The organism is Bradyrhizobium sp. 138, assembly GCF_023074075.1.
Classification (GTDB): domain Bacteria; phylum Pseudomonadota; class Alphaproteobacteria; order Rhizobiales; family Xanthobacteraceae; genus Bradyrhizobium.
On sequence record NZ_JADPKT010000063.1, the window covers coordinates 267,424 to 280,835 of the forward strand.

The window sequence follows — 13,412 nt, forward strand, 5'->3', positions numbered from 1 at the left end:
CCGGAATGACGATTGAGCCCGATGGTCGCGCTGCGCGGAAAAGAGATCGACGCCTTCCTTGCCCGTCCTGATGCGGGCCGTCCGATCATCCTGCTCTACGGCCCTGACGCCGGCCTCGTGCGCGAGCGCGCCGATGCGCTGATCGCCTCTGCCGTGGACGATCCCAACGATCCCTTTTCACTGGTCAAGCTGGATGGCGACGAGCTCTCCGCCGAGCCGTCCCGCCTCGTCGACGAAGCCATGACCGTGCCGCTGTTCGGCGGTCGCCGCGCGATCCGCATCCGGGCCGGCTCGCGCAGCTTTGCCAGCGGCGTCGACACGCTCGCAGAGATGAGCGTGAAGGATTGCCGCATCGTGATTGAGGCGGGCGAGCTGCGCCCGGAATCGCCCCTGCGCAAAGCCTGCGAACGCGCCAAGACCGCGGTGGCGATCGGCTGCTATCCCGACACCGAGCGTGATCTCGCCAAGCTGATGGAGGACGAGCTCCGTATCGCCAATTTGCGCATTGCGCAGGAGGCTCGCGCGGCGCTGATGTCGTTCCTCGGCGGCGATCGCCAGGCCTCGCGCAACGAGCTGCGCAAGCTCACGCTCTACGCGCATGGCAAAGGCGAGATTACGCTGGACGACGTGATGTCCGTGGTCGCCGATGCCTCCGAGCTGAAGCTCGATCCGATCGTCGACGGCGCCTTTGCCGGCCGGCCCGACATCGTCGAGACCGAATTCGCCAAGGCGATGATCGCCGGCACCTATCCCGGCGTGATCATCTCGGCAGCGCAGCGCCAGGCCGCGTGGCTGCACAAATCGGCGCTGGCCATCGCCGACGGCCAACCTGCCTCGGCGGTGCTCGATAGCGGCTATCCGCGCCTGCACTTTTCGCGAAAGCCCGCGGTCGAAACCGCGCTACGCAATTTCAGCGTGGCACGGCTCGCCGCCATCATCGAGCAGCTGGCGACCGCCGCGCTCGACACCCGCAAGCAATCCACGCTCGCCGCCGCCATCGCCCAGCGCACGCTGATGGCGATCGCCGCGAATGCGAAGCGGCGGGGATAGGCCGAACGCTCTCGTGCCCCGGACGCAGCAGCGCTTCCTAGCGGTGCGCTGCAGAGCCGGGGCCCATGCCTCTGCGATTTCGTTCTTGGCCTTCTGGATCCGGGCTCAGCGCAGCAACGCTGCGCGTTGCAGCGCGTCCGGGACACGAGAATGGACAACGGTGCGCTCGCAATGACGTTGTGGAAGCAGTGCGCCCGCAATGATGGAGAAAAACGCCAAACCGTCATCCTGAGGTGCTCGTCTTGCGAAGCAAGGCGAGCCTCGAAGGATGAACGGCCCCGATGCAGCCGGGCCGTCGCCCTTCGAGGGCCGCTGAAGAAGCGGCCACCTCCAGCGACAACGGCTTCGCCGTTGCGCGGGGGTGACGGTGATAGGGAGTCGGTGCGCTTAGAGCGCGCCCTTGGCCAACCGCTTCATCACCTCGTCGAGCTGATCGAGGTTGCGATAGTTGATCTGGACCGAGCCGCCGGGATCGCGGTGACTGACGGTGACCTTGAGGCCGAGCGCGTCGCTGACGCGCTTCTCCAGATCGATCGTGTCGGGGTCCTTCTCTTTGCCGCTGGTCGCGCGCGCCTTTTGCGGCTTGCGCTCCGGCACGCCCTCTTCATGCGCAAGCGCCTCGGCCTGGCGGACATTGAGGCCCTCCTCGACGATGCGCTTGGCGGCCGCGAGCGGATCGGGCACGCCGATCAGCGCGCGGGCGTGGCCGGCGGTCAGCTCGCCGGTCGCGATGAAGGCCTGCACCTCGGCCGGCAATTTCGTCAGCCGCATCATGTTGGCGACGTGGCTGCGGCTCTTGCCGATGACCTTTGCGATGTCGTCCTGGCTGCGTTTGAACTCGTTGGCGAGCGCGTGATAGCCCTGCGCCTCTTCCATCGGGTTGAGATCTTCGCGTTGCACGTTCTCGACGATCGCGAACTCGAGCGCGTCGCTGTCGCTGATGTCGACCGGCACGATCGGCACTTCGTGCAGGCCGGCCATTTGCGAAGCGCGCCAGCGCCGCTCGCCGGCGATGATCTCGTAGCGGTCCTGTGCGCCCTTCACCGGACGCACCACGATCGGCTGGATCACGCCATGCTGCTTGATGGACTCGCTAAGCTCCCTCAGCTCGGCGTCCGAAAAGGTGCGGCGCGGATTGCGCGGATTGGCCTTGATGAACTCGATCGGCACCTTGCGCTGCGCGCGCGGACGATCGACATGCTGGGCCTCGCCGCCGACATCGCCGATCAGACTTGCAAGACCCCGGCCCAGTCGCGAACGCGCTTCATCGGCCATTGCCAGCTCCCTTGGATTCACGGTGCAGCACTCCAGAACTGAATTCTCGTAGGTGGGCAAAGCGAAGCGTGCCCACCGGTTGTGTGCGAAAGATGGTGGGCACGGCGAAGACGCCTTTGCCCACCCTACGGCAGCGTCAATGCGTCGTTCGCAGCTCGCGCTCGCGCTGGATGACTTCGGTGGCGAGCCGCAAATACGCTTCGCTACCGACGCATTTGAGATCGTAGACCAGCACCGGCTTGCCGTAGGACGGCGCTTCCGAGATGCGCACGTTGCGCGGGATCATGGTCTTGTAGACCTTCTCGCCCATGAACTGACGGACGTCGGCGACGACCTGGTTCGAGAGGTTGTTGCGCGAGTCGAACATGGTCAGCACGATGCCGTGGATCGACAGGTTCGGATTGAGTGTCGAGCGCACCTGCTCCACGGTCTGCAGCAATTGCGACAGACCTTCGAGCGCGAAGAACTCGCACTGCAGCGGCACCAGGATCGCATCGGACGCCGCCATCGCGTTCACCGTGAGCAGGTTGAGCGAAGGCGGGCAGTCGATCAGCACATAGGTGTAGTCGGCATCCGGCGAGACGTTGTTGTTGAGCGCGCCGATCGCGTCGCGCAGCTTGAAGGCGCGGCCGGGCGTGGTACCGAGCTCGAGCTCGAGGCCGGAGAGGTCCATGGTCGAGGGCGCGATGTGCAGCCGCGGCACGGCAGTCGAGACCACGGCTTCACGCAGCGGAGCTTCACCGATCAGCACGTCGTAGGTCGAGCAGGAGCGGTTGCGACGATCGATGCCGAGACCGGTCGAGGCGTTGCCCTGCGGATCGAGATCGACGATCAGGACACGCTCGCCGATCGCCGCGAGCGCCGTGCCGAGGTTGATCGCTGTGGTTGTTTTTCCCACACCGCCCTTCTGGTTCGCCAGCGCCAGGATACGCGGGTGGCCGTGCGGGACTTCGCTGGTCGATTCTTGACCAGGTTCTTGGGTCTGCTCTTGCTGCGGCTCGTCAATCACGGTCATCGAATTTCCCCACTCAACCCCTGAGCGCCTCAGCTGCGCCGTTCGGCGGCATTGAGCTCCACGATCCAGCCGTCGCCGGTGCGGCTCCGGTGGAGCTCAGGCTCAATATTCCAATATTTAGCGGCTTCGGTCAATTCAGCCTCTACATCTTGACCCTTCGGAAACAGCGCCTTTGCGCCCTGGCGCATCAGCGGCTCCGCAAAGCCGATGAGTTGATGTAGCGGAGCCAACGCGCGCGCGGTGATGCAATCGACGGGGCCGGTGATTCTATCCACATTATCCCCGATCTCAGCGAGATGTACGACTCCCGGCGATGCGGTGACGCGAATCGCCTCGCGCAGGAACGCCGCCTTCTTGGCGATCCGCTCGACGAGATGGACGGTGGCGCCCGGCGTCCCGGCCATGGCGCAGGCCAGCACGACTCCGGGAAAACCGCCGCCGCTGCCGAGATCGGCCCAACGTCTTGCAGCGGGTGCGAGATCGATCAGCTGAAGCGAGTCGGCGATGTGCCGGGTCCAGAGGTTTGGCAGGGTCGAGGGCGCGACCAGATTGGTCTTGGCCTGCCACTCCCGCAGCAGCGCGATGTAGCGGTCAAGCCGGGCTTCCGTTTCATGTGAAACGGGCGCGAGCCTCAGGGCCTCGCGCTTGTCGGCGGCGATGATGGAATCGAGCACCTGATCGTTGGCGCTGGCCTTGTCGATCTTCGGTTTCGCCGGCGCCGGTTCGGGTCGAGCTGCGCCCTCGCCTTTTCCTTGTCGTCGCGATAGCGGCCTGTCCCCGCCCGGTCCGCGCTGTTTCACGTGAAACGCCTATGCTATTGCTTTGGAGGTCTTTCGCGCCTCGCGCCGGAGATAGGCCGCGAGGATGCCCAGCGCAGCCGGCGTCATGCCGTCGATCCGGCCGGCCTGGCCGACCGTGAACGGCCGCGCCTTCTCCAACTTGGCTCGCACCTCGTTGGAGAGACCGGGGACGAGGCTGTAATCGACCTCCGACAGCACCAGTCCCTCGTCGCGCCGGAAGGCCTCGACGTCGGCCCTCTGGCGCTCGAGATAGACATCGTACTTGGCGTCGATCTCGAGATGGGTCGCGATGACGGGGTCGATCCCCGCCAGCTCGGGCCAGATCGCACGAACCTGGCTCCAGCCGATCTCCGGATAGGCCATCAGCTCGAAGGCCGAACGACGCTGGCCGTCGCGGTTCAGGGACAGGCCGTGCTTGATCGCCTCGTTCGGGGTGATCGTCAGCGACTTCGACAGCGCCCTGGCCGCATTCAGGGCGTCCATCTTGGCGCGATGATGCTGGGTCCGGGCATTGCCGACGCAACCGAGCGCAATCCCCTTCTCGGTCAGGCGCTGATCGGCATTGTCGGCCCTTAGCGTCAGCCGGTACTCGGCCCGCGACGTGAACATCCGATAGGGCTCGCTGATCCCGCGGGTGACGAGGTCGTCGATCATCACGCCGAGATAGCCATCGGCCCGATCGAATACCGTCAGCGCGGCGCCACCGGCGGAGAGTGCGGCGTTCAATCCGGCCACGATGCCCTGCCCGGCGGCCTCTTCATACCCGGTGGTTCCGTTGATCTGTCCGGCCAGGAACAGACCGCGGAGGCGCTTGGTCTGCAGGGTCGGATCGAGCTCCCGGGGATCGATGTGGTCGTACTCGATGGCATAACCCGGACGGACCATCTTGACCCGCTCCAGGCCGGGAATGCTGGCGAGGATCGCGAGCTGGACCTCCTCGGGGAGCGAGGTCGAGATGCCGTTGGGATAGACTGTGCTGTCGTCGAGGCCTTCCGGCTCCAGGAAGATCTGGTGGCCGTCGCGGTCGCCGAAGCGGACGATCTTATCCTCGATCGACGGGCAATAGCGCGGTCCGGAGCTCTTGATCTGGCCAGAGTACATCGGAGAGCGATGGACATTGGCGCGGATCACCTCATGAGTGGCGGCCGTGGTTCGGGTGATCCCGCACTGGATCTGCGGCGTCGTGATCCGCTCGGTCATCACCGAGAAGGGCTCCGGCGGCTCGTCCCCGGGCTGCATCTCGACCGCGGACCAGTCGATCGTGGTGCCATCCAGACGCGGCGGGGTTCCGGTCTTGAGCCGCCCAAGGGTGAAGCCGGCACGCTCAAAGGCGGCCGAAAGACCCATCGCGGGCGCTTCACCGACCCGTCCGGCGGGCCAATTTTGCTCGCCGAGATGGATCAGACCGCGGAGAAAGGTGCCGGTGGTGACGACCACAGCCCCTGCCCGAAGCTCGCGGCCGTCCGCCAGGCGAAGACCCGTCACCCGGCCCTCGGCCACGATCAGCTCGTCTGCTTCGCCTTCAACGACGGAAAGACCGTCGGTCTGCCGGATCGCGGCCTGCATGGCAGCGGCATAGAGCTTTCGGTCGGCCTGAGCCCGAGGTCCGCGGACCGCCGGACCTTTGCGGCGATTGAGCACGCGAAACTGGATGCCGCCGGCATCGCCCACGCGACCCATCAGACCATCGAGCGCATCGACTTCGCGAACCAGATGGCCCTTGCCGAGGCCTCCGATGGCGGGATTGCAGGACATCGCGCCGACGGTGGAGAAACGGTGCGTCACCAGAGCGGTCGTTGCTCCCATCCGGGCAGACGCAGCCGCGGCTTCACAGCCGGCGTGGCCGCCGCCAATCACGATGACGTCGAAGCTCTCTCGCTGTGTTCGCATGGGCGGACTTCTAGCTCAGAGGCAGGAAAGCCGGAAGTGGAAACTGGAGGGGGAAGGGTGTTTCACGTGAAACGGGCGGCTCGCGGGGCCCAAAGTCATTTCGCGAAAACAACCCCATGCACAGTAGAAGGGCGCTGAAAGGACTGCTGTTTCACGTGAAACAAAAGCGCCGCTTGTCAGCCGAAGTCACTTCGCTAGGTATGGCCGGACGGTCTCGCCGCGTCATTGCGAGCGTAGCGAAGCAAACCAGAAATTCTCCACGGAGGCAGTCTGGATTGCTTCGTCGCAAGGGGCTCCTCGCAATGACGGGATTGAACAGCCGCACCTCAAGTCTCGGCGATTGCTGCGCTTGAGCCAACATCGGTGGGCTGAGGCCGAGGCCTGTTTCACGTGAAACACAAACAATGGAACAAGGTCTAATTCTACAATGAAGAACTAGCGCTACTTTCCGATGCAGAACTTCTGGAAAATGGCCCCCAGGACATCCTCGACGTCGACCCGGCCCAATAGCCGACCGAGGGCATAAGCGGCAGCACGCAGCTCCTCGGCGGCCAGCTCCTCGCCGTGTTCTACAAGCTCCAGACTTCGGCGCAAGCTATCCGACGCCTGGCGGAGCAGATCGCGCTGGCGCGTCCGGGTTACCAACGCACCCTCAGCAGTTCCGAAGAACTCCGCGGCAAATTTCACCAGCGCATCGACCAGCCCTGGAATGCCGTCACCCCGGCTCGCCGAGATCCCGAACTCATCCTGCGGTCCCGCTGCCCCGGCCCCACCGAGATCGATCTTGTTGCGGACGATCCAGACCGAGCTGTCGGACAGATCCTTCTCGGCGCCGGACGACAATGGCGACCGTATCGCGTTCAGATCGACGACCTCGCCACCCTCCACCAGCCACAACACGAGGTCAGCGCTGCCAGCCCGCGCCCGCGCCCGGCGCACGCCCTCCTGCTCGACGGGATCGTCGGTCTCGCGAATGCCGGCGGTATCGATCACGGTGACCGGATAGCCGTCGAGATCGAGCTGCACCTCGATCACGTCACGCGTCGTACCGGCATATGGCGAGACGATCGCAACCTCGCGGCGCACGAGCTGATTCATCAGCGTCGACTTGCCGACGTTCGGCTCACCGGCGATGGCAACCACGAGGCCGTCGCGCAGGCGTTCCGAATGTCCCTGTGCCGCAAGGACTTTTGCAATCTCATCATGCAGCGCCTTGATCGCCTTGACCGCCGGCGCTCTCAGCTCCGCAGGCACATCGCCTTCATCGGAAAAATCGATGCCGGCCTCGATCAGCGCCGACGCTTCGATGATGCGCTCGCGCCAGTCGCGCGTGCGGTCGCCGAGCAGGCCCTGCAGCTGGCGCAGCGCCTGGCGCCGCTGACGATCGGTGTCGGCGTGGATGAGGTCGTCGAGGCCTTCGGCTTCGGTGAGATCGAGCTTGCCGTTCTCGAAGGACCGCCGTGTGAACTCACCCGGCTCGGCGGCGCGCGTATGCGGAATTATCGAAATAGCGGCGAGGAGCGCCGCCAGCACCGCGCGGCCGCCATGGACGTGAAATTCGGCGACGTCCTCGCCGGTCGCGCTGCCCGGTCCCGGAAACCAGAGCACGACGGCGTCGTCGATCGGCTGACCGGTGCCGTCATGCAGCAGCCGGCGGCTCGCTCGTCTCGGCGCCGGCAGTTTTCCCGCAAGGGTCGTCAGCACCCGGCCCGCTTGCGGACCCGAGACTCGTACCACAGCAATCGCGCTCGGCGCTCGGCCGGACGACAGCGCAAAGATGGTCTGGTCTCGCGGATGCATGGCCTATTTGTCCGGCTGGCGGGGAAAAGGCAAACGCCGCTTTCCAGATGACCTTAGTCTTCAATTTTTGCTGCGGTTCCGCGCGCAGCAAAATTAATATTGCCATGCAACAAATCAGGCAGCATTTGCCGCAAAATCCGCTCGCGGCTCCAAACTCATCATCAGCTCACGTCAAGAACTACGTAAATATATCAACAACTTACGAAAAACATCAAACCTTCATCCCAAATGCTCGCCATGCTGCACTCTTGCCGCAGCAAAGCCGCACAACAAAAAGGGCGCCCGGAGGCGCCCTTTAAGCTCATATTGCACTGCACTCAGGTGTTCATGGAGTCGAAGAACTCGGAATTGCTCTTGGTCGAACGCAGCTTGTCGAGCAGGAAGTCGATCGCGTCCATCGTCCCCATCGGATTGAGGATGCGGCGGAGCACGTACATCTTCTTGAGCACCTGCGGATCGGTGATGAGCTCCTCCTTGCGGGTGCCGGAGCGCGAGATGTCGATCGCCGGGAACGTGCGCTTGTCCGAGACCTTGCGGTCCAGGATCAGTTCCGAGTTACCGGTGCCCTTGAACTCTTCGAAGATGACTTCGTCCATGCGGCTGCCGGTATCGACCAGCGCGGTCGCGATGATCGTCAGCGAGCCGCCCTCCTCGATGTTGCGGGCGGCACCGAAGAAGCGCTTCGGGCGCTGCAGCGCGTTGGCGTCGACACCGCCGGTCAGCACCTTGCCGGATGACGGCACCACGGTGTTGTAGGCGCGGCCGAGACGAGTGATCGAATCGAGCAGGATCACGACGTCGCGGCCGTGCTCGACCAGGCGTTTTGCTTTTTCGATCACCATCTCGGCGACCTGGACGTGACGCACCGCCGGCTCGTCGAAGGTCGACGACACGACCTCGCCCTTCACCGAACGCTGCATGTCCGTGACTTCTTCCGGACGCTCGTCGATCAGCAGCACGATCAGATAGCAATCAGGGTGATTCGCGGTGATCGAGTGCGCGATGTTCTGCATCAGCACGGTCTTACCCGTGCGCGGCGGCGCCACGATCAGCGCGCGCTGACCCTTGCCGATCGGCGCGACGATATCGATGACGCGCGCAGACAGGTCTTTCCGCGTCGGATCGTCGATTTCCATGCGGAAACGCTGATTCGGAAACAGCGGCGTGAGGTTGTCGAAATTGACCTTGTGCTTGGCCTTTTCCGGATCCTCGAAATTGAGCGTGTTGACCTTCAGCAGCGCGAAATAACGCTCGCCCTCTTTCGGGCTGCGGATGTGGCCTTCGATGGTGTCGCCGGTGCGCAGGCCGAAACGGCGGATCTGCGACGGCGAAACGTAGATGTCGTCTGGACCGGGCAAATAATTCGCATCGGGCGAGCGGAGGAAGCCGAAGCCGTCGGAGAGCACTTCGACGACGCCCTGGCCGACGATGTCGGTCTCGGCGAGTGCGAGCTGCTTGAGGATGGCAAACAACAGCTCCTGCTTGCGCATGGTGCTGGCGTTCTCGACCCCATTCTCCTCCGCAAACGAGACGAGCTCGGCCGGCGTTTTGGACTTGAGGTCTTCGAGTTTAATTTCCCGCATTGGGGTGGTCCTGTGGGGTAACCTTGGGAGGGGTGCGAGGAGGCTCGGAAATGCGGACGTGAGAAGATAAGGTCCGCAGGTCTGGCAAGGTTAAGTGCCGGTGAGGCTTCAAACCTGATGCGGTGTCCGGCCTCTGGAAAGCTCAGACACAACCACATCCGCCTGCGTTGGGTGGGATATCGCTAATATAGAAAATCGCATCCCGCTCCGCAAGCCGAAGCGCTGAGCTAATCGTCAGGGGCCTTGCCTAGAACGGCTTCACGATCACCATGATGACGATGATGATCATGAGGACGGTTGGCACCTCATTGATAATTCGATAGAATTTCTGGGACCGCGGGCGCCGGTCGGCGGCGAAATCTTTCAGCCAGCGGGAAAAAAAGCCGTGGACCGCCGACATCGCCAGGACCAGTGCCAGTTTTACGTGCAGCCAACCGAACGAGAACCAGTGGCCGGACCAGGCGAGAAAGAGCCCGGCGAGCCAGGTGACCATCATGGCAGGATTGATAATGGCCTTGAGCAGCCGGCGTTCCATCACCTTGAAGGTTTCCGACTGCTTCGAGCCGATCTCCGCCTCGGAATGATAGACGAACAGCCGCGGCAGATAGAGCATGCCCGCCATCCAGGCGATGACCGCGATCACATGCAGCGCCTTGATCCAGAGATAGACGTCTTCGAACATTTTCGCGGTCCGGCTTGCTGCCCAGCGAAAGGAACTGGGGATAGTAAGAACTCGTTAAGGTCTCACCTCCACACATATCCGTCCGTAGCGCCTTCCTCAAATCTAGAATCTTAGATTCTTAAGGTTTGAGTCTATGTGACCGTGGATTGGACTCATGCAATTCCGTCCGCGGGTTCACGCGCGCTTGTTCACACCCATCAACATATCCCCGACCGCTCCTGGCGCTTTGCGATAAGTCCGCCAGCTTCAAAGGCTTGCGCCTTTCTGTCGGCAGCTTATCAAGGGGGTTGTCCGCGCAATCCCGTTTCCGTCCGGACAAGGCGACGAACTTGTTCAGACGGGCAGCAGTGTGAAGAAAATTGGCACTTGTCCCGCCCCTGGTGTCGCACATCCCTTTCCAAGGGGTTAAGCTCCACAGAAATCCACAAACTACACCGCGCTCATACAAAGGGTTTTTGTGCCGACCTCGAACAATTATTTCCATCTGCACCTCGTCTCCGACTCCACCGGCGAGACGCTGATCACCGTGGCACGGGCGGTTGCAGCCCAATACGCTAACGTGACCCCGGTCGAGCATGTCTATCCGTTGGTGCGCAGCCAGAAGCAGCTCGACCGGGTGCTCGACGAGATCGAGGAAGCGCCGGGGATCGTGCTGTTCACGCTGCTCGAGAAGGATCTGGTTTCCAGGCTCGAGGACAAGTGCAAGGGGATCAACGTTCCGAGCCTGTCGATCATCGGCCCGGTGATGCAGTTGTTCGAAGCCTATCTTGGCGCAGCAACCACCGGCCGCGTCGGCGCTCAGCACGTCCTCAACGCGGAATATTTCAAGCGCATCGACGCGCTGAACTACACGATGATCCACGATGACGGCCAGCACGTCGAAGGTCTCGACGATGCCGACGTCGTCCTGGTCGGCGTGTCCCGCACCTCGAAAACGCCGACGTCGATTTATCTCGCCAATCGCGGCATCCGCACCGCCAACGTGCCGCTGGTTCCGGGCATTCCGGTGCCCTCGCAATTGGAGACGCTGACGCGGCCGCTGGTCGTCAGCCTGCACGCGACGCCGGAACGCTTGATCCAGATCCGTCAGAACCGCCTGCTCTCCATGGGCTCCGACTCCGGCAACGACACCTATACCGACAGGCAGTCGGTCACCGAGGAGGTCGCGTTCGCGCGCAAGCTCAGCGCCAAGCACGATTGGCCGCTGCTGGACGTCACGCGTCGCTCGATCGAGGAAACCGCGGCGGCGATCATGAAGCTCTACAGTGACCGCCAGCGCAACCGACCCTCCGAATAGTTTTCGCGATGAGTTTGTGGCTCGACAAATTTCCGTTGATCCTGGCCTCGCAGAGCAGCGCGCGAAAAATGCTGTTGGCCAATGCCGGGCTGGAGTTTAGGGCTGTGACCGCCGATATCGACGAACGTGGTGTTCAGGCTGCCTCCCAGCTTTCAAACCCGCGCGAGATCGCTCTGCTGCTGGCGCGCGAAAAGGCCAAAGCGGTCTCCGCGCATCATCCGGGGAGTCACGTGATCGGCGCCGATCAGACACTGGCTCTGGGCAAGCGCCTTTTCAACAAGCCCGCAGGCCGTGCGCAGGCCTTGGCGCAATTGCGCGATCTCGCCGGCACCAGCCACGAGCTGAACTCCGCCGTGGCCGTGGCCCATGACGGCAAGATTGTTTTCGAAGACGTCTCGATCGCCCGCATGACCATGCGAGCGATGACTGAGGACGAGCTTGCAGCCTATCTGGATGCTGCAGGCGACGCCGTCACGACCAGCGTCGGCGCCTATCAGCTTGAAAGCCTCGGCATCCATCTGTTCGAGCGCATCGAAGGCGACCATTTCACCATTCTCGGCCTGCCGCTGCTGCCGCTGCTTGCGTTCCTGCGGCGCGAGCGGCTAGTTGCGGTGTGAACGACAGACATGGCTGGGCGCTGATGCGGATCCTCGGACTGACCGGCTCGATCGGAATGGGAAAATCCACCACCGCGAAACTGTTCGCGGAGGCCGGTGTGCCCGTCTATGACGCCGATGCCGCCGTGCATCAGCTCTACGAGGGTGAAGCGGCCCCCGCGATCGAGGCCGCCTTTCCTGGCACCACTGTGAACGGCAAGGTCGATCGGGCAAAGCTGTCGGCGCGCGTCGTGCACGACCCTGCCGCCATCAAGCAACTCGAGCAGATCGTCCATCCGATGCTCGGTGCCTCCCGGCAAAAGTTCTTCGCAGCGGCGGAAGCTGCCAAGGCGCCGGTCGTGGTTCTCGATATCCCGCTGCTATTCGAAACCGGCGGCGAGAAGCGGGTCGATGCCGTGGTCGTGGTCTCGACCTCGCCGGAACTGCAGCGTGAGCGGGTGCTGGCGCGCGGCACTATGGACGAAGCAAAGCTCGACGCGATCATCGCCAAGCAGACGCCCGACGCCGAAAAGCGCCGGCGCGCCGATTTCGTGGTGGATACCTCACACGGACTTGAGCCGGTGCGCACGCAAATCAAGCACATCCTGGCCGAGGTCGTTAAGATGCCGCAGCGGCGAGCCTGATTCGCCGCCTCACACGGCTCTCACGGCACTGATCTCAAGCCACCCAATCTCAAGTCATGCGCGAAATCGTTCTCGACACCGAAACCACCGGCCTCGATCCGCTTCGCGGCGATCGCCTGGTCGAAATCGGCTGCGTCGAGATCTTCAACCGCATGCCGACAGGGCAGAGCTTTCACGTCTACATCAATCCCGAACGGGATATGCCGGCTGAAGCGTTTGCGGTGCATGGGCTGTCGGCCGAATTTCTGGCGACGAAGCCGCTGTTCCACGAGGTCGTCGACGAGTTCCTGGAATTCATCGGCGATGCGCCGCTGGTGATCCACAACGCTTCGTTCGACGTCGGCTTCATCAATGCCGAGCTCGATCGCATCAAACGCACGGCGATCCCGCGCGAACGGCTGGTCGATACGCTGCTGCTGGCGCGTCGCAAGCATCCCGGCGTGTCCAACCGGCTCGACGATCTGTGCTCGCGCTACGCGATCGACAATTCACATCGCACCAAACACGGCGCGCTGCTGGACGCCGAGCTGCTGGCCGAGGTCTATGTCGATCTGGTCGGGGCGCGGCAGTCGCAGCTGCTGCTGGCTTCGGACGCTCAGGAGATTCGCGTCAATGCGGCGGGTGATGCGCCGCGGCGGCAGCGGCTGGTGCCGCTTGCGCCGCGGACTTCGGACGCCGAGCGCGAGGCCCACCGGGCTTTCATTGCGACGCTCGGCGACAAGGCGATCTGGAACGAGTATCTCGCCGCTCCAGTCGCCCCTCTCGCTGGTCAGGCCTGAT

Annotated in this window: 12 protein-coding genes; 5 read left to right on the forward strand and 7 right to left on the reverse strand. The window is 63.4% G+C overall.

Annotated features, from left to right (window positions below):
• Nucleotides 1-21 precede the first annotated feature (21 nt).
• Complete coding sequence (holA, locus tag IVA79_RS21450; protein WP_247556559.1) at nt 22-1,050, forward strand: DNA polymerase III subunit delta; 1,029 nt, start codon at nt 22-24, stop codon at nt 1,048-1,050.
• A 387-nt stretch (nt 1,051-1,437) separates the two neighbouring features.
• On the opposite strand, the gene IVA79_RS21455 is transcribed toward holA, so the two are convergent.
• The 7 genes from IVA79_RS21455 to hemJ form a co-directional block, all read right to left on the reverse strand.
• Nucleotides 1,438-2,325, reverse strand: coding sequence for a ParB/RepB/Spo0J family partition protein (locus IVA79_RS21455; RefSeq protein WP_247556342.1), 888 nt, complete (start codon nt 2,323-2,325; stop codon nt 1,438-1,440).
• A 136-nt stretch (nt 2,326-2,461) separates the two neighbouring features.
• The gene (locus IVA79_RS21460) at nt 2,462-3,340 is read right to left on the reverse strand and encodes a ParA family protein (protein WP_247556344.1); all 879 of its coding nucleotides are present in this window, start codon (nt 3,338-3,340) and stop codon (nt 2,462-2,464) included.
• A gap of 29 nt (nt 3,341-3,369) precedes the next feature.
• Entirely contained in the window at nt 3,370-4,014 is a 645-nt protein-coding gene (gene rsmG / locus IVA79_RS21465; protein ID WP_247556560.1) for a 16S rRNA (guanine(527)-N(7))-methyltransferase RsmG, read from the reverse strand.
• Nucleotides 4,015-4,149: 135 nt separating this feature from the next.
• Nucleotides 4,150-6,030, reverse strand: coding sequence for a tRNA uridine-5-carboxymethylaminomethyl(34) synthesis enzyme MnmG (gene mnmG / locus IVA79_RS21470; protein WP_247556346.1), 1,881 nt, complete (start codon nt 6,028-6,030; stop codon nt 4,150-4,152).
• 441 nt (nt 6,031-6,471) lie between these two features.
• Complete coding sequence (mnmE, locus tag IVA79_RS21475; RefSeq protein WP_247556347.1) at nt 6,472-7,830, reverse strand: tRNA uridine-5-carboxymethylaminomethyl(34) synthesis GTPase MnmE; 1,359 nt, start codon at nt 7,828-7,830, stop codon at nt 6,472-6,474.
• A gap of 317 nt (nt 7,831-8,147) precedes the next feature.
• The gene (gene rho, locus IVA79_RS21480; RefSeq protein WP_057751982.1) at nt 8,148-9,413 is read right to left on the reverse strand and encodes a transcription termination factor Rho; all 1,266 of its coding nucleotides are present in this window, start codon (nt 9,411-9,413) and stop codon (nt 8,148-8,150) included.
• Nucleotides 9,414-9,660: 247 nt separating this feature from the next.
• A complete protein-coding gene (gene hemJ, locus IVA79_RS21485) occupies nt 9,661-10,095 on the reverse strand; it encodes a protoporphyrinogen oxidase HemJ (RefSeq protein ID WP_247556349.1) in 435 nt (144 codons plus the stop codon).
• Between the two features lie 457 nt (nt 10,096-10,552).
• On the opposite strand from hemJ, the gene IVA79_RS21490 reads away from it, so the two are divergent.
• Genes IVA79_RS21490 through dnaQ form a run of 4 tightly spaced genes read left to right on the forward strand, consistent with a single transcriptional unit; the run spans nt 10,553 to nt 13,411 of the window.
• The gene (locus IVA79_RS21490; RefSeq protein WP_247556351.1) at nt 10,553-11,392 is read left to right on the forward strand and encodes a pyruvate, water dikinase regulatory protein; all 840 of its coding nucleotides are present in this window, start codon (nt 10,553-10,555) and stop codon (nt 11,390-11,392) included.
• A gap of 8 nt (nt 11,393-11,400) precedes the next feature.
• Entirely contained in the window at nt 11,401-12,009 is a 609-nt protein-coding gene (locus IVA79_RS21495; RefSeq protein WP_247556354.1) for a Maf family nucleotide pyrophosphatase, read from the forward strand.
• Nucleotides 12,010-12,032: 23 nt separating this feature from the next.
• Nucleotides 12,033-12,632 carry a dephospho-CoA kinase gene (gene coaE / locus IVA79_RS21500; RefSeq protein WP_247556562.1) on the forward strand — a complete coding sequence of 200 codons (600 nt, stop codon included), beginning with the start codon at nt 12,033-12,035 and terminating at the stop codon, nt 12,630-12,632.
• A 56-nt stretch (nt 12,633-12,688) separates the two neighbouring features.
• On the forward strand, nt 12,689-13,411 hold the full coding sequence (gene dnaQ / locus IVA79_RS21505) for a DNA polymerase III subunit epsilon (protein WP_247556355.1): 723 nt from the start codon (nt 12,689-12,691) through the stop codon (nt 13,409-13,411).
• The last annotated feature ends 1 nt before the right edge of the window (nt 13,412 follow it).